We start from the raw sequence: 20,399 nt of genomic DNA on the forward strand, positions 1-20,399 counted from the left end.
ACTACGGTGCCTTCTGGAAGGTCCAGGTGCTTCGGGGCAGGCGAAGCACCCCGACTCCTGTCAGCCAGAGGGTATCGTCGTGGTAGAGCACACTGTTGCCCGCGGCGCGGCCACTCTCACCAAGGAGAAGCTTCTGCCAGCCGGTCTCGGCGCTCCAGCGGGCGACCTCTCCGCGGAGCCGTCGTGCCTCAAAGCCTTCAAAGCGCCACGACTCTGGCCCGGTTTGTTTCCAGAGCGCGGTCTCGCCCTCGGGGCTCAGGCTATCGGCGAGCCCCTCCGCTGTCCAGGTATCGCGGCTGGCATCGTAGCGGAACAGGTGCTGGTCGAGCCGTAGCCAAGTCGTGCCCGTTGCGGTGAGAAAGCTACCACGGAGCGGCAAGAGGAACTCCATGGGAGGGCGTAGCACCACGGGCGGGATCGCCACCTGGGGGAAGCGCTTGAGCTGCTCATTGCGCTGTGTCTGGCGCTGCTTCAGATCCACTTGCTGGCGCAAGCCCGCCGCCCGCTGCGCCGCCACGCTGACCTCCCGAAAGAGTGACTCCGGGTAGCGCTTGACCGCACCCGTATTGCTGTCCCAGCGGATCACTACAGGAGCACCACGTCGCTCGTCGGGGGCCTTCTCCTCAGTCAAGAAGAAGAGGGTGCTCTCGGTGAATCCTGCCGACTTGGGCACGAGGCCCTCCAGCCCCCGCATCTCAAGCTTGGTCAGCTTCTTGGTAGGAATATCGTAGAAGAACAGGGTGTCGTACTTAATGGGGAAGGACTTAAACTCGTTGCCCTGACGCTCGAAACGTCGGCTGGCCTCGGCGGGGCCAAAGACTAACAGCTGGTTTCCACTCCGTCCTAGGGTGCGAAGCGATGCCCAGAAGCTTTGTTCTTCTTCGTTTTTGGGCATCGCACGCGGATCGGGGAGGATGGGGGAGTCGAAAAAGTCGGTCTCTGAGAGGTTCTGTGGCGCGGTGAAATCGTCGAGCTTGGGGTCGTAGCGCTTGGGTAAGACAGAGCGACTCATGCTGAAAATGCCCTGCTTGGTTTTCGTGATGCTCGCAAAGTTCGCCGCGATCCCTGTGACAGAGGGCTTGAAGCGCTCCCACTTTCCCGTGGCTAAGTCCAGACGCGCAATCCCCGCCGACTGGGGGTAGTTCGGGTCGTTGTAGTTGGCGACCCAGAGCGTATTGCCATCAAGAACAAAGTCCGTCCAGAAGGGGGTAGAGTTGCGCATGGCTTGCTGGATCGGGGTGGCCTGCTGATTGGTGATCTTCTCCGAGCCGATCAGCACGGGCTCTTTGAGGTTGGGAGCCACCCGGTGGCGCACCAGCGTGTGGGTTGCCGTGTAGCCTTCTCCCGGTGAGTTTGGCGTAAACTCACTGGCCAGCGACTCGATCAGAAACGTGCCGGGCCGTGTGTCGGGAACCAGTCGTGCGGGACGGCCGCCCATGAGAATGGTAGAGGGGCGCCCTGCCACAGCAGGTTGGACGGTCGTCTGTCCCATTAAGCCCTGGCCGATGGGGTGGCGGGTGCCGCGCCCGGTCTGACGGTCGTAGAGAAGGATATGGGGGGGGAGCTCATCGCCCATGGGAATCATGGTGTTCACCACGGTAGGCGGCTGGCCATTTGCTCCCGGCACGACCTGTGATTGGTTTATGTACCGCAGTTTTGTCTGAATAAAAAAGGCGAGAGTGCTCCCTGAGCTCCCAACAAGCTGGAGGCTGGAGACGTGGCCCGGGTAGGCGCTTGCTCTGGGGGGAGTCGGTTCAACGGTGACCTGCCTTCTCCACGCCTTCGCGGCTCGGTCCCAGGCTAGCGCCGCGCCTTTATCCGTGAACACAAACGCCCAGCCGTCGGAGACACTCAGCCGGTAGTCGAGAAAGAACTGGTAGCCCATGCGCGCCGTGCGGGGGGCAGCAATCGGGGGCGCGACCGACTCCACCTTGCCGCTCGCTAGATCGAGCGTGACAATCCGAAGGTCGGGCTCGGGCTGCTCATTTGCCCAGTCGCCCCAGGAGCCGCAGAGCACCCAGAGCGTGTCGGGCTTGGCCTTGTCGAAGACCACATCGTGGATATTGTGGGTGGGGAGGCCGTCGTTTTGGGTGTAGACCCGCCACTTCTGGCTCGCACGCTCAAAGACCCTCACGCCCCCCGAGGTCGCGAAGGCAACAAAGCTCTTGCCGGTGGCGATGCGCCGGACATTCTCGGCATTGGTGAAGTAGCGCGGTGCGCTGGCCTGTGCCGTAAAAACAACGAGAGCGGGAACAACAGGAACCATGGGACACATTTCGCCACAAGCTCACCCCCTTCCTCTCTCCTTTCTCTCCCTCTCACTTTCCCTCTCCCCCTTCCTTCGTCCCGACGAAGTCGGAAATAGAGCGAAGGAAGGGGGCCGGGGGGATGGATGTTGGGTTCAGAACCGCCAGCCGACCATGAGCGACGAGCCGCGCAGGTCGCCGCTCTTGAGCTTGGTATCCAGCAGCTGGAGCTTGGCGATAAAGCCGACCTTGGTAGTCACTCCCATCCCCACCCGCCAGGCCAGCTTGGTCTCAGAGCTGGTGCCGCGGGCATGGTAGAGTCCCCAGCCAAAGTTCAGAAACGGGGAGACCGGTGCGTTGGCGCGGCGCTCCAGAAACGAGCCCCCGTTCATCCCCACCCCGATCACCTCCGCCTTGGTTGGGCCGTCGCCCTTGAGGTAGTCCAGGAACATCCCCTGCGACGCGAGCGTGTACTGGCGGAGCGAGCCGTAGCCCGCGCCCCGGGGATCGTAGGTGCCGGTGAGCAGGGTCACGGCGGGCTTGCCCCCGTCCTCGCCTTCATCGTCGTCGTCCTCGTGGGATTTTTTGTCCTCGTCGACAAGATAGCGCCAGCGTTTCTTCTGGGACTTCTCTTTTTCTTTCTCTTGCTTCTTGTCCTCTTGGATGCGAAACGGTGAGCTGAGGGCGGGAGCGGGCGGAGCCGCGAGTAAGATTGGCATGGTTTGGTACTCCTTCGGAAGCTAAAGACGCGTTTTTTTGCGCGTTGGTGACAGGAAATCGCCGCGGCCGAGGGGAATGTTAGCGGCATGAGCGAACAAAAAGTGGTGGTGGTGACCGGCGGGGCCGGGGGAATTGGGATCGAGACTGGCAAGATCTTCCGGCGCGACGGCTGGAAAGTGGTGCTGGTGGACATCAACGCCGACGCGCTGACGGGCGCGGCGGAGCAGGTGGGTGAGGGGACCGAGACCGCGGTGCTCGATATCCGCAACGTGGCGCAGATCCGCGAGGTCTTTGCGGCGCTGGGCGCGAAGCTCGGGCGGCTGGACTGCCTGGTCAACAACGCCGGAGTCTTTCGGCTGGAGCCGATCTGGGATGTCACCGAGGAGACCTACGACTGGCTCATGGACATCAACCTGAAGGGCGCGTTCTTCTGCCTACAGGCCGCGGCTGTGGAGATGAAGAAGTTTGGCAACGGCGGAGTCGTCGTCAATGTCGCCAGCGCCGCCGGGCGCTCCGGGCGTCCCACCCAGACCATCTACGGGCTGAGCAAGGCGGGGATGATCCACCTCACCAAGTCCGCCGCGATCTCGCTGGGCGAGGAAGGCATTCGTGTCTGCTGTGTCTGCCCCGCCGCCGTGGACACGGGGATGATGCAGAAGAACTTCGCCGAGCGCCGCCAGACCGGTGGGGATAAAGATGTCGAGGCCTTCATGGCCAAGCTGCTGGTCAAGCGCCTCTCCCGCCCCGATGAGATCGCCGAGCTGATCGCCTACCTCGCCAGCGAGAAAGCCGCCTACATCACCGGCGGCTCGATCGATATCTCCGGCGGCCTGGACATGCACTAGAACCGAGTGGTTGAAAACCACTCGCTGGAGGCGCTTTGCGCCGGGCGCCCTCCGGGTGCAGGAACCCGTACCTGCCCAGAGGGCATTCGGCGCGAAGCGCCCACAGCGAGGAATTTTCAACTCCTCGCAAAATGCCGAAGGAGGCACTAATGCGACATTTATGGAATGGAACCATTGCCCTGATACTACTGGCACTTGTGCCTGTTCAAACGCAGGCGCAAGAGGGTGTGGTTTTTGAGAAAAACATTGAGTTCTCCAACCCAGACAACCAGCACTTGATGCTGAACATGGCGCGCCCGGAGAAGGGCGATGGCCCGTTTCCCGCGGTGCTCTGTATCCATGGTGGCGGCTTTCGTGCGGGGACGCGCGACGGCTACGATGGCCTGGTCAAGCAGCTGGCGGCGCGGGGGTATGTGGCGGTGACGGTCGAGTACCGGCTGGCGCCCAAGTACCCGTTCCCTGCCGCCATCCACGATGTAAAGGCCGCTGTGCGCTGGCTGCGTGCCAATGCCGCCAAGTACCACATCAACCCGGAGCGGATCGGGGTGACCGGGGGCTCGGCGGGCGGGCACCTGGCGCTCTACCTGGGGGTCACCGGCGGTGTCAAAGAGCTGGAGGGCGACGGTGGCAACCCGGCGCAGTCCAGCAAGGTGAGCTGTGTCGTGAACTTCTACGGCCCCAGCGACCTGACGCGTTCCTATGGCAAGAGTGTCGATGCCGCCGAGGTGCTCCCGCTCTTCCTCGGGGGAAATGTGGAGAAGGAGCGCCCCAAGCACCTGCTGGCCAGCCCGCTCTACTGGGTGACCCCACTCGCCCCGCCGACTCTCTGCGTCCATGGCACCAAAGACAACTATGTCGCCTACGAGCAGTCGATCTGGATGGTGGACCGCCTCCTCGCGGCGGGTGTGGACGCCGAGCTGGTCACTCTTCAGGGCGCGGGCCACGGCTTTGGCGGGGAGCAGGCCAAGGCCGCCGATGCCGCGCTCTTTGCCTTCTTCGATAAGTACCTTAAGCGGTAGAGAGACCATAGCTCTTGCCAAGTTGCCGCAACCACGCGTTGCCCGAGGAACGAGTGCCCAAGGACTTGTTCCTAGGGCACTCGTTGTCCGGGCTTCTGTGTTTTGAGGGCAGTTAAAAACATCTCAGTCCAGTTTTTGTTTCAATCAACCGACTTATAATCCAGCAAATTGTCATGATGGATTCCACAGCCGCACCCTGGTAATTGTATGGTATCCTTTCGGCAAATTGTCCCAAATAGAGGTTTAGCGAAACATGCGGCGAGAGATGTTCACAGAGTCGGACTTTTCAGCGGAGCCAGATGCGCCCGCTGCTGCACCACCGCCTGAGCTACCACGGCCAGAGCTCTCACAGTACGAGCGCGCGGCTGAGACCCCTACCCCCCTGGTAACGGCAAAGACAGCCGATAAAAAGCTGATCCAGCGCCTCGATCCCATGGAGCGCATGAAGGTTGCGGAGCTGGCAAAGTGGGCGCTCCTGATCGGGATCGGTGGGCTGCTGATGTGGCTCAAGGCGATCCTCTGGTCGGCGTTCCAGACAACGAAGGCCAGTGGGCTGAAGGTGGGCTACAGCCTGATTCCTATCGGCGCGATCCTGGGGGCCTTTCTCGCCACCGCGATCCTGCGCTCTCTGGCGGCCAAGAAGGCGACCCAAGGGAAGCAGTCCACCTACAAGGCCGTGGATGCCATCCGTGACTGGGCAGTCACCGGTGTCGTGACCGGCGTCCTGGCGACCTTTATGCTGCTCATCGCCCGCGCCGTGCTCCCCGCCTCGTTTGCCACCGAGCGCTCCGCCCCGTTCTATATCTCCCGCTTTATCGCCATCGGGATCGCAGCCATTATCGGCCTCTTTGTCTCCCGGCGGCTGGCCGTCCGCGGCGACTCGGTGATGGCGGGGGGGAACTTCGGGCTGGTGCAGCTCCTGCCCCAAGCCGCGCTGGTTGCTCTCTTTACGCTGCCTCTTGAGGACTTTGTCCATGGGATTGTCAGCGGCTGGCCCTTCATGACCTGGGCGACCGGCATTCCGGCGCTGATTGGCTTTGGCTGGGCGGGCTCGACCCTGGCCTGGGCCTGGAAGGCCGACCAGAAACTGCGCTTCCTGCAGGGTGGCAAGCAGGGCAAGGACTCCCGCTATGTCGCCACCGGCGGCGAGGCCCTGGAGATGAACTTCACCGTGATCGGGGGCCGCGAGTCGGGCAAGACCGTGCTCCTGGCCGGTGCCTACAAAGAGTGGCAGGAAAACACGGCGGAGCGCTACGGGGTGATTGTCAAGCCCGTGGACATCACGCCGGTCAACTACGAGCAGCTCGATGAGTCTCAGAAGCGCTTCTATCTCGACCGCAACCTGGACTATCTCTCGGACCTGATCTACACCTACAACCAGTGGCCGCCCAGTACCCAGGGGATGCGCGAGTTCAAGTTCGATGTCTATGTCCGCCTGCGCAAGGGCGAGCAGCCCACCAAGGTCGCCCGCATCAACCTGCTGGACTACCCCGGAAGCCTCCTGGTGACCAGCGACCACTCCGCCGAGGCCCACCGCAAGTACTGGAACCGGATCGCGGACTCGGATGGGATTCTCTTTGTGGGGGATATCTCGGCCCTGCGCCGCGGTGTCCAGGAAGAGGGTCTCAACGATGTCCATAGTGCCTTCCGCGCCGCGATGGATGTCCTGATCGACGGTAAGACCGACCGGAAGATGGGGGTCAATATCGAGGGGCGAATCGAGGGCAACGGGAAGAACCGCGTGATCCCGGTCGGGATGGTGATGACCAAGTGCGACGAGTGTGTCGAGCTCTCCAGCGGCCTGCCCAACCATGTCCAGATGGACAATCTGATCTACGGTGAGCGCCGCGTGCGGGATAAAAACGACGTGAACTCGTCGCTGCTGCGCTACAGCGGCCCCTACGGCATCCTGCAGGAGTGGGAAGAGAAGTGCCGCGCCACCGGCCCCGGCTTTGCCGATGTGGAGATCTTTAAGACCACCGCGATCACGGCGTCCCGGCCCGCCAATGGCCCCGATGGCAACCCCGATCTCTCCCGGAAGTTTGAGATGATCTCCCCGCAGGATACCAGCCCGACCAACTGCGCCACCCCGCTGCTCTGGCTGACCGCACGCGCCCTGCGCTGGAACGTGACGACATTTACCGAGCTGAAGCGCTGGCTCTTGGGAAGCACCGACACCACCGCGCAGCGGCACCTGGATGCCATTCGACATATCGAAAAAGTAGTGGAGCTCTGGCAGACCGCCATTGAAGAGCGACGCTCGACGGAGAAGTAAGCATGAGCGATGAGCACATCGGCGTGCAGTGGGCCATCTTCCGCAGTGGACGTGGCCCCTACGACGACTACAAAGTGACGGCGATGGTCGCCGATGGGACAGCGGACACGAAGGAGCGCCTGGCGGAGTCGATCCGCTTCCTGTGCCATAACTTCTACTCCGATATCGAGCTTCCCGCCGAAGACAACAAGGTGTTTTTCTTCTGGCAGATCCGCAAGGACCTCTGGGCGCTCTCCCGGATCACCGACGACAAAGAGCTGGCGGGGCAGCGGCGGGGGGTGGAGTACCTCCATCTGCTCTTGCCCGCGGAGCAGCTCCTGAAGATGGGCGGTCCGCTGACCCTGATGGGGGCCGATGCGGTCTGGGATACCCTGCGCTCCAAGGGGCAGGCGCAGGACTTCACTCTCCTCCAGCTCCAGCCACCGCCGCCCACCAAGACCACGAGCACAGGAGTCCCCGAGCCCCTCGCCCCCGAGCTCCCGTTTAACCCCGAGAACGAGGCTAAGCTCAAGCGCTGGCTCCACGCCTTGCTCGCCGCCAACCAGTTCTCGACCTTTGCGACCTGGTGGCCCTCCACCCGCCCCACCCCGCGCGGTGTCTTCTCGGTCGTGCTCCGGGCACCGTCGATGCTCCTTCCCGGTCGAGGGGAGATCAAGCAGCTGGCGGATAGATTAGGTGCGGAGCTGATTGGGATCTTGCCCTCGCCGCACGCCGACGATGAGCCGGCGCGGGAGCTGACCCAGGGGCTCACCCAGGATGCGACCAGCCTTGCCGATCAGGTGGCCGAGACCATGCGGCTGGGAGAGGCGATGGACCCCGACGAGTGGCGCAAGCGTACCAGCGATGGTGCCGGGATCGCGGGGAGGATCGCGCGCAATATCAAGGCCCTCGCGCTCCGCAACACGGTCAGCGACGAGACCGTCGAGAGCTTGGCTCGGATCGGGCGTGAGTACGCACGGCTGGAGTTTGGGCTGGAGAAGCAGCCCCCACCCTTCCGCCCTCAGCTCCTCCCCGAGCTGGAAGCCCTCCCCGAGGACGAGACCCTGGATGCCCGACCGGTCAACCGCAAGGTCGTGCTCGCCTTGGTGGGAATCGGGCTCTTTGCGGCAGGCTGGGGGCTGGGAACAATCACCGCTTCGCAAGGGGCGCACCCCTCAGCGACTAGCGGCGTATCCGTCACCAACTAGCTGCCAGAGTGCGAGCAACAAGAGCAGGGCCGCCGGCACAAAGGCGGCCCTGTCTTTTTTTGTCAGCGCTGCAAAGCCCCCCACACAGACCAGCGCCACCGCCAGCAGCGACGGCAGAAAATAGCGTCCCTGCGCCTGGAAGACCTCGTAGATAAACTTGGTAAAAAAGGGCACCAGACACAGCGGCACCAGTGTCGCAAACCCAAAGACAGGCTCGACAGCCTTCTCTTTACTGGCCTTGTAGAGCCCAAAGAGCGGGATAAGGGCGGGGATGAGCGTGAGGAGCAGGAGCACGGGCGAGCCGATAAACTGAGCCAGTGGCACGGTCGGTAGATGGGGGTCCAGAAAACACCAAAAGCTCACAAAGGAGCGTAGCCCGGCATTACGGGCATAATCGGCCCCACTCCACCCCGAGAGCTGGCTGATCTCCGCAGGGGATAGATTTGGCCCCGTTGCCTTGTAGATCGTCTGGGCCAGGAAGTCCCCATAGAGCTGCTGGTTGCGCGCCAGCCACGGAGCGGCAATCGCCAGCCCGACCAGCACCGCGGCTCCAAAGACTCCAATGGTATCGGTGAAGGTGATGCGCTTGGCCCGGATCGCCAGAGCGCAGGCGACAAAGAGCACGGGGTAGAGCTGGAGGACCGTGAGCTTGGTGAGGAGCCCCAGCCCGAAAAACAGCCCCAGGAGCGCTCCTTCTCCCCAGGCATAGACCCGGTGGGGCGGGGCGATATGCGGTGCAAAGAAGCGTGCCATGCGCCAGACAATTAGCGCGCAGAAAAAGTGCGTGGTGGCATCGTTGCTGATCGCGCCCCCAAGCTGTGCCTGGATCGGTAAGAACGCCACAAACGCGGCGAGCGCGGGAGCAAGCACGGGCCGGTTAGGGAAGAGGTCTCGTCCTGTCTTCCAGGCAATCCAGACTGTCGCTAGGTGAAACGGAAGCGCGACCAAGCGTAGCGCCAGCAGGCTCCCGCCGCCTGTGATGGCAAAGACCAGCGCGGCGAGCGCGTAGTAGAGCGGCGGCTGGTGGGTCTCGTCGCGGCTGGGCGCTCCCTCGGGCACCTCGGTCATTCCCTCCCGCGCCTGCATCCTCTCGAGCACGGGGGCGGGCAAGGGCTTTCGGTCTTTGCTCGGGACAAACATCACCAGCCCTTTTTGCTCGACCATCAGCCGGATGTAGTCCCGGTGCGACGACTCATCGGGGTTATTGTTCAGCGGGACCTTGACCGCAAAACTCACGGTGAGCACCAGCGCCGCGATAAGAACAGCCCAGAGGGATTTCATACGCCCGCCTTCTCGCAGAGGGCTTTTATCTGCGCCAGGAGCGCCCGCTCTTGGTTGGGCAGAGAGATCGCGCTCTCCAGCGAGCCGTAGTGTGCTTCCAGGCACTCCAGCAAGAGCGTCTTGATCGCGGCTTCGTCCGGGCCGTGGGGGAGCTTGCTGGCGGTGTAGGCGCTCTCCAGCTCTTTCTCCTTGGTCACAAAGAACTCCTTGACCTGCTCTAGAGTCCACTCCCCACGCCGGATGGCCTTCATACGCTCTCTATCTCGTTGCAAGTCAAGATCGCCTAATGTTAGTATTTGCTCAATCTCGTCAAGTAATCGTATAACATGATAGGCGAACTTAACGTCGAAGCCAAACTCATCGACATTCTGGGCGCGCTTGCTGCCCTCTTGTGGGGTCTTGGTCTCCATCTTGTGGACCTGCGCGTAGGCGTAGCCTTTGAACTTATGCCAGGCGCCTTTGTGGAGAAATATCCGTCGCCTCTCGCGCACCCGCTCCCCGATGGTGTTGCAGTGAAGGACACACTCGCGTGGGGTGAAGAGCGAATCGACGATATTCGGGTTGTTCTCCATGGCGAGCTGGAAGAACTTGACCAGCGAGAAGATTGTCAGGTCGTACTCGCGGCCCTTGCCTGCCAGCGCGTCTTTGTCCTCGATATGGTGCTGCTGGAACTGCTCGAAGCGCTGGAGCTGTCGCCCAAAGCCCGGAATCTCGCCGCGCAGGTGGGGGAAGACATCGTCTTTGGGGGGCACGCAGAAGCCGTAGACATCCATGTCCGACGAGTCCGAGGAGACGCCGTAGGCCATGGAGCCCATGATAGTCTCGTAGGCGACACAGCCGGGGAGCCACTTGGGGGGGCTGATGAGTTTTCTCTGCGCGAGGCGCTCGACTGTACTTGCCATGGCTTAAAAAGACTGTCCTAGCGAGACATAGGTTCGGGAGCGGTTGCCCAGTGCCAGGTCCAAACGAATCGGGCCGACCGGGCTCTGGAAGCGCAGGCCGATCCCGCCGCCGGTCTTGAGGCCGCCCGCCGAGACACTCTGACCCGGGAGCCAGGCGTTGCCGATATCGACAAAGGCGACTCCTGTGGTATCGGCGCCCAGGGGAATACGCACCTCCGCCGAGCCTAGGAGCATCTTATCACCGCGGACGGAGAAGAACTCGTAGCCGCGGAGGAGATCGAAGCCTCCCAGAAAGTACTGCTCGGAGAGGGGGACATCGCCCGTGGACGTTCCCCCCAGCAGGCGGGCGGCAAAGACCGAGCCGGGTTTCTTGGGAAGAGCCAGAGGGCTGTAGCGGCGCAGGTCCAGGCTGGTCTGGGTGAAGGTGCGGTTGCCTCCCAAGACACTGCCGGCGGACTCAAAGGTCAGGCGGTTGAGCGAGCCGATCCGGGGGCTGTCGAGGCGGTCGCGGGTATCGGTAGCGACCGTGAACCCCACCGCCCCTACTGTCGCACGGGCACGGCTGAGCGCATCGACAGGAGGATCGAGGCGGCTGGGGACCGGGTCGTAGCCCACCGAGTCGTGGCGGGCCGTGAGCGCCGCGCTCCAGACTCCGCCGAGCGGTCGCCCGACTTGGAGCTTTCCCCCCTTGCGTCGCTCGTAGCTACGCAGGGTCTCGACCGGCGTCCCGAAGGTGGGTAAGAAGATCGTGTTCTGGTCGTAGATACTGACACCGTACGCCAGGCTCTTTGGGCCGAGCGAGGGGCGCTGGAGGGTGATGTCAAAGGCGGTGCGGGGGTCTTCCTGAACCAGAAAGCCGTTGTTGTCGAGGAAGACCCGCCCGAAGCGCTGCCACTGGGCGGAGAGCTGCTGCGCGGTTCCAAAGAGGTTGGCATCGGTGAGGTTGACAAAGCCGACAAGCCCGCTCTGGTCGCCGTAGCCGACCGTGGCCGCGACATTGCTGGTCTGTGCCTCCTTGACCCGAACCACGAGATCGACCTGCCCCAAGGAATCGGTATCGGCGATCTCGTTCTCTTCCGGGAGCCGCCCTGTGACCACGACCTCCGAGAAGATTCCCAGGCGTCCCAGGCGCCCCTTGTCTTGCTGGACGGTGTCGGTGCGGTAGACCATCCCCTCGCGGAGGGTGAGGGCCTCGCGAACGACAAACGGACGCGTGTGGTGGATCCCTTCGACCACAATGCGCCGGATGCGTCCCTCGGCGACCGTGAGGGTCAGGGCACCGTCGGGGGTGAGCTGGTAGTTGACCACCTGGGCGAGGGGATAGCCCCGCTGCAGGTAGAGAGCTCTGATGGCCTCAAAGGCGCTCCGCAGGGTATCGGGAGTGAGGCTCTTGTCCTTTAGCACGGTTCTTGCTGTCTCCGCGATGAGGCTGGCAGGGAGAACCGAGACGCCTGCGGTCTCGATACGTGTCAGACGCGGAGCATCCTGTGCCTGTGCAAGAGCGGGTGCCGCCCCCAGCAGTCCGGAAAAAAGAAGAAGGTGGGAACCGTGCATACAAGATGCCTTGACGGAAAGGAGTTTCCTCGTTAGAATACGAGGGTAAGGAGAAGACGACAATGGGGATCGGAATCTTGATCTACACGACGGCAGCGGTGCTGTTTTATGCCTACCTACTGGCAACCGCCCGTCCCGAAACAAAAACCGAGTAAACAAAGAGGCTCCCCGGTTCAAGAGAAGAACCGGGGAGCCTCTCTAGTTTAGACGCCGCTCAGCTCGTGGAGGAGGTAGAGCACGAAGGCAGTTCCCATCCAGGCAATGACGATATTGCGGGTGTAGACCGAGAGCATCTCGTCGTAGCCGGCCTTACCACGGAAGTTGCTACTGGGGGTGTTGGCGACACCGCCACCAAAGCCCTCGTTCTTGGGGGTCTGCATCGTCACAAAGCCGATGAGCCCCACCGAGAGCAGTAGCAAGACACCGGTCAGGATACCGATGAGGATGCTCATGACTCGCTACCTGTCTTCTCTTTGTCGCCGTCGGGCTTCTTCTCGTCCTCTTCCTCTTTGGCAGGCTCGCCATTGATGGAGTTCTTAAACTCGCGGATGCCCTCGCCAAGGCCGCGTGCGAGCTGGGGGATCTTGCTCCCGCCAAAAAGAACCAGAACGATCGCGCCGACAATCAGCCAGTCGGTGTAGCTGGTGAAATAGGCAAATGTTGGGGTGAACATAGCTTTCTAACTCTTCTCCTTAAGCGCTCTTCGTCTCGATGTCAGCGCTGGTGGTGTGTGTGGTTATCTCGGTCTCGGCTTGAGGAGACACCTTTGTATCTACTGTCTCTACTACGGCTGCAACCTCGGTGTGCGTTACCGCCACAGCGGCCTCCTCAACGGTCGGGGAGAGCGCGGGCAGGTCGGCGGTGTGCTCGACCGTGGCGTGCAGCTCTGGAGTGGTATCCAGCTCAGGGTTCGCATGTAGCTCGGAAGTCGCATGCTCGTCCGTTGCCACAAGAGCCGGCTCGCCCGCTTCGATCGCGGGGTGCTCCGTGGCAGCAGGCATGCCGTACTGGTCCAGTGGCTCGTGTCCGTACGACGTGCTCACGGGAGGGGTGTACTCATAGGTCGGCGGCTCGTAGCGATCATAGCTACTATGATCGTCTAAGTCGAACGCCGACTGAACTTCATTGGACATCTTTTTGAGGTCGCGCAGGGCACCCCCAATCTGGCGTGCCAGCTCTGGAACTTTTTGAGGTCCAAAGATGAGCAGCGCAATCACCAGAATGATGACGATATTCTGCATTCCCAAATAAGCTAACGTATACATGATCCGCCTCTACGAACCTCCATTATATCGCGGCTCAAAAGTGCCTCAAAAAAACGCGTCAATGCGCTCTATGTCTTGGGCCAGCGGATGGAGGCGACCGTCTCTTCGCCATCGCGGATAAGCTTGAACTCGCCTTGGAGATCGCCGCGAACCAGGCCCTGAATAATCTGGAGCCCGAGGTCGTGGTGCTTGTCCGGGTTGAAGTCCGGGCGGGGGGAGTCGCCGGTGTTGCGCACTTCTAGGAGCCAGTCCTCGGGTTTTTCCATCAGGCGCACCAAGATCGAGCCGTCGTCGGTGATCTTGAAGCCGTGCTCCACGGCATTTTGCACCATCTCATTGAGGATGAGCGCGACCGAGTTTGCCTGGTGGCTGGAGAGGCGCAGATCGGGGCCCTCGACACGGAAGTCAATGCGCTTGTTGGGCAGGGTCAGGCTCTGCTTGGTGGCCTGGACAATGTGCTCGGCGATCTTGCGGATGGAGATCGTGTCGAGGTCCTCGCGGGAGAGGAGCTCATGGACTGCGGAGACCGCCATGACCCGCCCGATGGACTCTTCCAGCACCTCGGTGGCGGGGCGGTCTCCGGCGTAGTGCTTCTGCAGGCGGAGCAGGCTGGCGATCTGCTGGAGGTTGTTCTTGACCCGGTGGTGCATCTCCTGGAGCAGCGCGCCCTTGACCATGAGCTTGGCGTTCTCGATGGCGACCGCCACTTGGTTGCCGAGCGTGGAGAGGACGTTGAGCTCGTCCTCGGTGAAGTCGTGGGGGCGGTCGGTGTAGCAGTTGAGCACCCCGATCACCCGATCGCGCACCTTGAGCGGGACACAGGCGAGGCTGGTGAGGTTCTGCTCGCGGGCGATATCGCCAAACTTGTAGTCCAGCGACTTCTTCACATCGAGCACCGTGATCACTTTGCCGGTCTCGACCGCTTTTCCCGCAAGCCCCTCGCCGATATGGAGCGGGGGGCGGCGGGCGTAGTCCTTGGAGACCGCGTGCACGGCCTTGACCACGAGCTGCTGTTTTTCCTCATCGACCAGGCGCAAGGCGACAATCTTGAAGTTGAGGGTCTGGGCGGTGGCCGCGACTGCGAGCTGGAGGATCTCCTCAAGATAGAGGTTGGACGTGATGGTGCGGGAGACCTCGGCGACTGTCGAGAGATGCGTGGCGCTCTTCTCGGCGTTGCGGACCTTGCGGCTGGCTTGGATCGCGCCGGCCACTTGGGACGCAATAGCGGAGAGGAGCTGGACCTGGGTCTTGGTGTAGGCGTGGGGGGCTTGGGTGCGGACATTGACCACCCCGATACACTCCTCGCGCCAGATGAGGGGCACGGAGAGAATGCTCTGGTAGCGGTCCTCGTTGAGGTCCGGGAGAAACTTAAAGCGCTCGTCGCTCCAGGCCTCGGAGGTCAGGGCGACATGCTTTTTCTCGCGAGCGACCCAGCCGGTGATTCCCTCCCCGATCTTGAGCCGGAGCTTGCCGACCTGGGGTTTGATCTGCTCATCGGTGGCGGCGCGCAGCACGAGCGTATCGTGGGCGTCGTTGAAGAGGTAGACCAGCGCCGACTCGGTGTCGGTCACTTCCAGGGCGATCTCGGCGATCAGAGGGAGGATATCGTCGGTGGTGACCACCTGTCCGGTGGCCTCGGAGATACGACGGAGGGCGGCGGCCTCGGAGGCACGCGCATCTAGGGCTTCTTCGAGCTGACGGATCCGTTGGCGGGCATCTGCCAGCTCGTGTTCGCGTCGCTCCAGGAGCCTCTCCAGCTCCTCCGTCGTTGCTTTCTGCACGTCAGACTGAGTTGGCGATAATGATCGCCTCTGCGATCTCGCGCATGGACTTGCGGGTGTTCATGCTCTGCACCTGAATACGGCGGAAGGCATCTTGCTCCTTCAGCCCATACAGGTCCATGAGAATCCCCTTGGCACGGTCAACGGCCTTGCGGGTCTCGAGCTTGTTCTCCAGATCAGCCACTTCCTTCTCGATCTCCAGCATCTCCTCGAAACGAGCGATGGCGATCTCAATGGCGGGCATGAGGTCAGCTTCTTTAAACGGTTTAATCAGATACGCAAAGACGCCTGCATCCTTAGCCCGCTCTACCAGCTCCCGGTCGGAGTAGGCGGTCAGAAGTAACACAGGGGCAACGCCCTCGGTGGAGATAACCTTGGCGGCATCGATTCCGTCCATTTGCGGCATCTTCACATCGAGGATCACGACATCCGGCTTGAGCTCACGGGTGACTTCGATCGCTTGACGACCGTCGCCTGCTTCCCCCGCGACAATATGGCCCATGTTCTCCAGCGTCCGCCGGAGGTCCATTCGGATGATCGGCTCATCGTCTGCGATCACTATTCGCAGTGGTTCCACTTATTCAAAACTCCTTAATTGTATCCAGGCAGTAGACCGAAAGCCTCCGCCATAGACACGCGACAACTTTAGATTGTATACTAAATTCCTTGTCCTTGCCACCGTGCAGACAGAGGAACCGGTACCAATGACAGCCCCAACCCCAACTCCCGACACCACACCGCCCTCCCGGCGTGCACTCCTGGCACTGGTGGGAGGTGTTCTGAGTGCCTTTGTCCTGACCCTCCTGAACCGCTACCTGGGGCTTTTTGTCTCCCTCCCGGCAGGGCGCTCGCCGCTGGTTCATCTGATCTCGCTGGCCTACCTCTTCCCACTCCTCTTTGCTCTGCTCAGCGCCGCCGCCGGGGCCGCGCGCCTCCCTCAGAGCCTGGGGTTTCTCGGGCTGGTAGGGCTCTTGCTCGGGGGGCCGATGGGGCTGGTCTACCTGCTGACCGAGAAGTTCCGTGTGGAGGTGCCGCTGCCGCTCTTTCTCACGGCCAACAACCTCTTTCTCCCGACCGGGGTGATGCTGCTGGGGGCGGCGCTAGGACGAAAGATCATCCGGCACCCCAATACCCTGCTGGCGCTGGCGGGGATCGTGATCTTCTTTGATATTGTCATGGTGACCATGGGGACGGTCGCGCAGGCGATGCAGTCGGGCTCTAAGATTATCTCGCTGGTCTCGGTGGGGGGGGGAGCCGCCCAGCCCAGTGCCCCCTTTGCCAAGTCGATTCCCTTGCTCTCCGGGGTGACGATCGGTCCGGCGGATATCCTCATGCCCGCCCTCTTTTTTGCCGCGATTGTCCAGTTTCCCCGGTTGCGCGACGACTGGCAGATCCCGCTGAAGCCGACTTTTTGGTGGACGGTCGGGCTGCTGGCGCTGGCGCTGGTGATTGTCGAGACCACAGCACTCCCGATCCCCGCCTGGGTGCCGATGGGGATCGCGCTCCTGATCGCCAACTCCCGCTACGCCGCCTTCACCAAACAAGAGAAGCGGGACCTCTGGATCGGGGCGGTCTTTGCCCTCTTCTGCGCCGGGCTGATTATTGTCGGGGCGCGCAAGTTCTTCGCCAGCCAGCCCAAGCAGGCCGCCGAGCGGACCCCCAAGTGGGGCTGGGTGCTAGGCGTGGTGCGCGAGACCCGCGAGCGCCTCGTGCTCCAGGTGGTCAACGACTACCCGATTGCCAAGGCCGGGGTTCGTCCCGGCGATGTGATCGAGAGCCTCAATGGAGTCCCCAGCGCCAAGCTCCAGACCCAAGAGGCGCTCTTTGCCGTGCTCGATGCCGCCGAGAAAGACGGCCTGACGATCCGCCTGCGCCGCTTGGGCGAGAAAAAGCCCCTTGAGCTGAAAGTGACACTTCCGTGACCTATCTCCAGCTCGGGCTGGTCTTTGCGGCCTCGTTTGTGGCGGGGGGCGTGAACTCGGTAGCAGGGGGCGGCACACTCCTCACCTTCCCGGTTCTGCTCGCGGGGGGCCTCGACTCGATTGTCGCCAATGCCACCAACTCCGCGGGGCTGGCTCCTGGCGCGCTGGCCTCGTTCTTGGGCTACCGGAAAGAGCTGGCGGGCCTCAAGCAGCTGATGCTCCCCCTGGCCCTGATCGCACTCCTTGGCGCAACGATCGGGGCACTACTCTTGCTGGCCACACCCACCAAGATCTTCGACCGCTTGATCCCTTTTCTAATCCTAGCCGCGACCCTGCTCTTTGCCTTCCAGGACCAGCTGAAAAAGCTCGGCAAGCGCCCTGCTAGCTCGGGCGAGCTGGATAAGATCACGCTCACGGTCGGCTTCTTTCTGCTGGGGGTCGCGGTCTACGGCGGCTACTTTGGCGCGGGGATCGGGATCTTGACCCTCGCCGCGCTGGGGATGCTGGGCATGACCGAGATCCACCGGATGAACGGCCTCAAGACGATCTTCACCGGGGGCTTGAATGTCGTGGCATCGGTGGTGCTGATGCTCAAGGGGAAGGTGGACTTTCCCATCATGGGCGTCATGATTGTCGGTGCGATGTTGGGCGGCTGGCTCGCGGTGGGAGTCGCCCGTAAGCTCGGGGCGGGCAATGTGCGCAAGCTGGTGATCGCGATCGGGGTCGTGCTCTCGGTGCAGACCCTCCTGCGCTACTGGGTCTTTCCCCCCTAACCCCCGTCCGACGGGGGGACAAGAGCCCAAGGAACGAGTGCCCCAGGAACAAGTCCTTGGGCTTTAAAGGGCGACGCTCGCCTTCGCGAGCACTAAGCTCGGTTGGCTGCGAAGGCAGCCGTAGCCCTATCAAGCCCGGACACTCGTTGTCCGGGCTTTTGCATTGTCCGGGCGCTCTTGCCGTAACTTCCAACGGCGCTCTTGCGTTACATAACCCATGAATCGCCGTCACTTTCTCACCCTGAGCGCTCTGGGGCTGGGAGCCGCCGCGCTCACCGCCCGCGCCACCCTGGCCCGCCGCCAGTTTGAGTCTCGCCCCCCGCGCATCGTCACCACCAAGACCAGCGCCTACCTCATCGGTAAGGTCGAGCCCGTGCTCAGCGGGAAGATCGGGGAGGTCGCTCCTGCGCCCTTGGGCCGCCACGCCCTCGTGGTCCAAGAGCTGCGCCCCGAGCCAACCCCCGAGAACCGAGAGGTCATTGGCGAGGAAAAGCTCTGGCTCTACGATGGGCTGCGCCGTACCACCAAGCTTCTCTACCGCCTGCAAGACAACCCCACTACCTCGGTGCAGAGCCGGATGGAGGGGATTACCTGGTTCCCTGAGGCCAAAAAGGCCGTGCTCCAGCAGGTCAGTGGCCCCACGGCGTCAGCGGATCGGCTACAGATGACCTCGACCCTCTCCTTGGTAGATATCGACCGCGGGAGTGTCCGCGGGCTTGTCGCTCCCACCCCGAACCGCCTCATTCTCCAGCCGCTGGCAGGGGTTGCGTCGCTGCTGTGCATGGAGTTCGACCCAAAGCGGATGGGGCTGACCCGGCGGCTGTGCTTTCTCTCCCCGGAGGGCGCCTTTACCCCCTTGGCGACGGTCGGGGAGAAGGGGAATGTCGCGGCCAGTGCGCTGAGTGCGGATCGCAAGAGTGTGATCTTTGTGGAGATTGTCCTCACCCGTGTCGAGGGGCAGGTAAAGCCACAGCGCCAGAACCACTGGTACGCCGTGCGCCTCAGCGATGCCCAGGTCACCCCGCTGAACGAGAAGCCACTCGATGCGACTCCCTTCCCCAAGGAGACCGAGCCCAATCTGCCGCTCAAGCTGATCGCCAGTGCCGCAAAGCTCAGCGCCGATGGTGGCCGGAGCGCGACCACGATAGCGCTCTGGCTGGAGGCGCGGGAGCCGGGGGAGGAGAAGAAGTACCTGCGTGGCCTAGTCACCGCCGAAGCAAGCCGCCCCTACCTGCTGCCCGATCTCTCCGCCGTGCTCTACACCCACGACGACTCCCTCTACGCCACCTCGATTGCGAGCCTGGACCGGGTGGCGTTTGAGAAGCTCCAGCGCGAGCTGACCATGAATCGCGCCAAGCAAGTCGGGTTGGGGATGATGATGTATGCCCAAGACTACGACGAGAACCTGCCCCACGATCCGTCGAATGTCGGTGAGGCGGTCATGCCCTACCTCAAGGACGCCGCGATGCTGGCAGACTTTGTCTACACCTACAAGGGCCCGACGGCCTTTGGAAAGATCGAAAAGCCTAATGAGGCCGTCCTTGGGCATATTCCCAGCCCCGGCGGGCGCGCGGTGGTCTACGCCGATGGGCACGTGAAGTGGGAGCCAAGTAACCCGGGAAAATAGCGATGTTGCGTTGCTGTTGCGGAGGCGCTCTAGACTCGGTGAGCATCCCAAGGAGGAGCTTTCCTATGCAGACAACGCGACGTCTTTTATTTGGGCTGGGGGCATTAGCACTTCTGGCACTCCCTAGCCGCGCGGCCGATCTCTGGACCGAGACGCGGATTTCCTATATCGCCCCTAATGGCGGCTACCTGAGCACGGTGCGCTCTAGCAAGCCCAATGGCACAGGGGACATTACCATGAGCACCTACGGCTGGTGTGCGAACTGGCACACCGATCCCTGGGGCTACGTCCAGCTCTCCTGGGCGACAACAAATGGAGGGAGTCCGCCGAGCAACGCGCTCTACCGCTGGGATGCCTGGTTTGGTACCTGGCAGACCACGACCACCGTGCTTCCTTTCACACTCTCCAGCAAGGTGGCCTGGACACGCGATGGGCAGCAGGTCAGCTACGCACAGAGTGTTCTGGGAACTCCGCAGCTCTTTACCGCCGCCGCCAGTGGGACAGGGACGGTCCAGCGCACGACCCTCCCCTATCCCTGCCTTGATCCTGCCTGGTCGCCGGATGGGCAGAGCATCGCCTTTGTCAGTGTCCCCGCAGGCGGGAGCCTCGCGGAGGTCTGGGTGCTGAAGGTGACGGGGGGGAGCCTGCGACGGGTCACGGTCACGCCCACGAGCAGTGGACTGGACTATAAGCAGCCTGCCTGGTCGCCCGATGGAACCAAGCTTGCGGTGGTCCGTCGGGGGACGGCCGGGAGCACGCTCTGGACCCTACGTGTCGCCGATGGGGGCGGGCTGACCCAAGTCACCACCGGAGGCGCAGAGACCGAGCCCTGCTGGTCACCGGACGGCACTCGGCTAGCCTTCTGCCGGAGCAACGCTAAGATTGTCACCTGCCTGGCGAGTGGTGGCGATGAGCGCTTGGTGGCCCTCGGGACCGGACCCAGCTGGTCGGGTTTTGCGTGGTATCTGCCCTGAACGCGAGACAACAGAGTATACTAGCGCT

18 protein-coding genes are annotated in these 20,399 nt (G+C 62.6%); 8 read left to right on the forward strand and 10 right to left on the reverse strand.

The features are described from left to right. Nucleotide 1 precedes the first annotated feature (1 nt). Together HNQ39_RS01370 and HNQ39_RS01375 are read right to left on the reverse strand one after the other, a co-directional pair. Nucleotides 2-2,266 (reverse strand): hypothetical protein, encoded by a 2,265-nt coding sequence (locus tag HNQ39_RS01370; protein ID WP_184192158.1) that lies wholly within the window; start codon nucleotides 2,264-2,266, stop codon nucleotides 2-4. Nucleotides 2,267-2,401: 135 nt separating this feature from the next. Further along, nucleotides 2,402-2,965, reverse strand: coding sequence for a hypothetical protein (locus tag HNQ39_RS01375; RefSeq protein WP_184192159.1), 564 nt, complete (start codon nucleotides 2,963-2,965; stop codon nucleotides 2,402-2,404). A gap of 87 nt (nucleotides 2,966-3,052) precedes the next feature. Between HNQ39_RS01375 and HNQ39_RS01380 the strand changes: the two genes are divergently transcribed. The 4 genes from HNQ39_RS01380 to HNQ39_RS01395 all read left to right on the forward strand — a co-directional run bounded on the left by HNQ39_RS01380 (nucleotide 3,053) and on the right by HNQ39_RS01395 (nucleotide 8,292). Beyond that, nucleotides 3,053-3,811, forward strand: coding sequence for an SDR family NAD(P)-dependent oxidoreductase (locus tag HNQ39_RS01380; RefSeq protein ID WP_184192160.1), 759 nt, complete (start codon nucleotides 3,053-3,055; stop codon nucleotides 3,809-3,811). 197 nt (nucleotides 3,812-4,008) lie between these two features. Continuing rightward, nucleotides 4,009-4,830 (forward strand): alpha/beta hydrolase fold domain-containing protein, encoded by an 822-nt coding sequence (locus HNQ39_RS01385; protein WP_221289738.1) that lies wholly within the window; start codon nucleotides 4,009-4,011, stop codon nucleotides 4,828-4,830. A gap of 253 nt (nucleotides 4,831-5,083) precedes the next feature. Next, nucleotides 5,084-7,105, forward strand: a complete 2,022-nt coding sequence (locus HNQ39_RS01390; protein WP_184192162.1) for a hypothetical protein — start codon at nucleotides 5,084-5,086, stop codon at nucleotides 7,103-7,105. A 2-nt stretch (nucleotides 7,106-7,107) separates the two neighbouring features. Beyond that, nucleotides 7,108-8,292, forward strand: coding sequence for a hypothetical protein (locus tag HNQ39_RS01395; RefSeq protein ID WP_184192163.1), 1,185 nt, complete (start codon nucleotides 7,108-7,110; stop codon nucleotides 8,290-8,292). Here HNQ39_RS01395 and HNQ39_RS01400 read toward each other — a convergent pair. From HNQ39_RS01400 to HNQ39_RS01435, 8 genes are all read right to left on the reverse strand, one after another. Beyond that, the gene (locus HNQ39_RS01400; protein ID WP_184192164.1) at nucleotides 8,260-9,573 is read right to left on the reverse strand and encodes an ArnT family glycosyltransferase; all 1,314 of its coding nucleotides are present in this window, start codon (nucleotides 9,571-9,573) and stop codon (nucleotides 8,260-8,262) included. The two genes, HNQ39_RS01395 and HNQ39_RS01400, sit on opposite strands and share 33 nt — an antisense overlap. After that, a complete protein-coding gene (locus HNQ39_RS01405) occupies nucleotides 9,570-10,475 on the reverse strand; it encodes a nucleotidyltransferase domain-containing protein (RefSeq protein WP_184192165.1) in 906 nt (301 codons plus the stop codon). The genes HNQ39_RS01400 and HNQ39_RS01405 overlap by 4 nt, the downstream gene beginning before the upstream one ends. Nucleotides 10,476-10,478: 3 nt before the next feature. Then, a complete protein-coding gene (locus HNQ39_RS01410; protein WP_184192166.1) occupies nucleotides 10,479-12,029 on the reverse strand; it encodes a BamA/OMP85 family outer membrane protein in 1,551 nt (516 codons plus the stop codon). Nucleotides 12,030-12,232: 203 nt separating this feature from the next. After that, nucleotides 12,233-12,481, reverse strand: coding sequence for a preprotein translocase subunit SecG (gene secG / locus HNQ39_RS01415; RefSeq protein ID WP_184192167.1), 249 nt, complete (start codon nucleotides 12,479-12,481; stop codon nucleotides 12,233-12,235). Then, nucleotides 12,478-12,702: a Sec-independent protein translocase subunit TatA/TatB gene (locus HNQ39_RS01420; protein WP_184192168.1), complete on the reverse strand. Its 225-nt coding sequence runs from the start codon at nucleotides 12,700-12,702 to the stop codon at nucleotides 12,478-12,480. Before HNQ39_RS01420 ends, secG begins: the two co-directional genes overlap by 4 nt. A gap of 19 nt (nucleotides 12,703-12,721) precedes the next feature. Next, complete coding sequence (locus HNQ39_RS01425; protein WP_184192169.1) at nucleotides 12,722-13,294, reverse strand: Sec-independent protein translocase subunit TatA/TatB; 573 nt, start codon at nucleotides 13,292-13,294, stop codon at nucleotides 12,722-12,724. Between the two features lie 68 nt (nucleotides 13,295-13,362). Beyond that, on the reverse strand, nucleotides 13,363-15,075 hold the full coding sequence (locus HNQ39_RS01430; RefSeq protein ID WP_184192170.1) for a GAF domain-containing protein: 1,713 nt from the start codon (nucleotides 15,073-15,075) through the stop codon (nucleotides 13,363-13,365). A 1-nt stretch (nucleotide 15,076) separates the two neighbouring features. Next, nucleotides 15,077-15,652: a response regulator gene (locus HNQ39_RS01435; RefSeq protein ID WP_184192171.1), complete on the reverse strand. Its 576-nt coding sequence runs from the start codon at nucleotides 15,650-15,652 to the stop codon at nucleotides 15,077-15,079. A gap of 127 nt (nucleotides 15,653-15,779) precedes the next feature. Here HNQ39_RS01435 and HNQ39_RS01440 point away from each other — a divergent pair, with 127 nt between their 5' ends. The 4 genes from HNQ39_RS01440 to HNQ39_RS01455 all read left to right on the forward strand — a co-directional run bounded on the left by HNQ39_RS01440 (nucleotide 15,780) and on the right by HNQ39_RS01455 (nucleotide 20,371). After that, entirely contained in the window at nucleotides 15,780-16,997 is a 1,218-nt protein-coding gene (locus HNQ39_RS01440; protein WP_184192172.1) for a PDZ domain-containing protein, read from the forward strand. Beyond that, nucleotides 16,994-17,770 carry a TSUP family transporter gene (locus tag HNQ39_RS01445; protein WP_184192173.1) on the forward strand — a complete coding sequence of 259 codons (777 nt, stop codon included), beginning with the start codon at nucleotides 16,994-16,996 and terminating at the stop codon, nucleotides 17,768-17,770. The genes HNQ39_RS01440 and HNQ39_RS01445 overlap by 4 nt, the downstream gene beginning before the upstream one ends. Before the next feature lie 217 nt (nucleotides 17,771-17,987). After that, the gene (locus HNQ39_RS01450) at nucleotides 17,988-19,397 is read left to right on the forward strand and encodes a hypothetical protein (RefSeq protein ID WP_184192174.1); all 1,410 of its coding nucleotides are present in this window, start codon (nucleotides 17,988-17,990) and stop codon (nucleotides 19,395-19,397) included. Between the two features lie 65 nt (nucleotides 19,398-19,462). Continuing rightward, entirely contained in the window at nucleotides 19,463-20,371 is a 909-nt protein-coding gene (locus HNQ39_RS01455; RefSeq protein ID WP_184192175.1) for a TolB family protein, read from the forward strand. The last annotated feature ends 28 nt before the right edge of the window (nucleotides 20,372-20,399 follow it).

Source organism: Armatimonas rosea, assembly GCF_014202505.1.
Taxonomy (GTDB): Bacteria; Armatimonadota; Armatimonadia; order Armatimonadales; family Armatimonadaceae; genus Armatimonas; species Armatimonas rosea.

Excerpts from the sequence above, each read along its gene's own strand:
- HNQ39_RS01370 (WP_184192158.1), bottom strand. The coding sequence starts at position 2,266 with ATGGTTCCTGTTGTTCCCGCTCTCGTTGTTTTTACGGCACAGGCCAGC.
- HNQ39_RS01375 (WP_184192159.1), bottom strand. The coding sequence starts at position 2,965 with ATGCCAATCTTACTCGCGGCTCCGCCCGCTCCCGCCCTCAGCTCACCG.
- HNQ39_RS01380 (WP_184192160.1), top strand. The coding sequence starts at position 3,053 with ATGAGCGAACAAAAAGTGGTGGTGGTGACCGGCGGGGCCGGGGGAATT.
- HNQ39_RS01390 (WP_184192162.1), top strand. The coding sequence starts at position 5,084 with ATGCGGCGAGAGATGTTCACAGAGTCGGACTTTTCAGCGGAGCCAGAT.
- HNQ39_RS01395 (WP_184192163.1), top strand. The coding sequence starts at position 7,108 with ATGAGCGATGAGCACATCGGCGTGCAGTGGGCCATCTTCCGCAGTGGA.
- HNQ39_RS01400 (WP_184192164.1), bottom strand. The coding sequence starts at position 9,573 with ATGAAATCCCTCTGGGCTGTTCTTATCGCGGCGCTGGTGCTCACCGTG.
- HNQ39_RS01405 (WP_184192165.1), bottom strand. The coding sequence starts at position 10,475 with ATGGCAAGTACAGTCGAGCGCCTCGCGCAGAGAAAACTCATCAGCCCC.
- HNQ39_RS01410 (WP_184192166.1), bottom strand. The coding sequence starts at position 12,029 with ATGCACGGTTCCCACCTTCTTCTTTTTTCCGGACTGCTGGGGGCGGCA.
- secG (WP_184192167.1), bottom strand. The coding sequence starts at position 12,481 with ATGAGCATCCTCATCGGTATCCTGACCGGTGTCTTGCTACTGCTCTCG.
- HNQ39_RS01420 (WP_184192168.1), bottom strand. The coding sequence starts at position 12,702 with ATGTTCACCCCAACATTTGCCTATTTCACCAGCTACACCGACTGGCTG.
- HNQ39_RS01425 (WP_184192169.1), bottom strand. The coding sequence starts at position 13,294 with ATGTATACGTTAGCTTATTTGGGAATGCAGAATATCGTCATCATTCTG.
- HNQ39_RS01440 (WP_184192172.1), top strand. The coding sequence starts at position 15,780 with ATGACAGCCCCAACCCCAACTCCCGACACCACACCGCCCTCCCGGCGT.
- HNQ39_RS01450 (WP_184192174.1), top strand. The coding sequence starts at position 17,988 with ATGAATCGCCGTCACTTTCTCACCCTGAGCGCTCTGGGGCTGGGAGCC.
- HNQ39_RS01455 (WP_184192175.1), top strand. The coding sequence starts at position 19,463 with ATGCAGACAACGCGACGTCTTTTATTTGGGCTGGGGGCATTAGCACTT.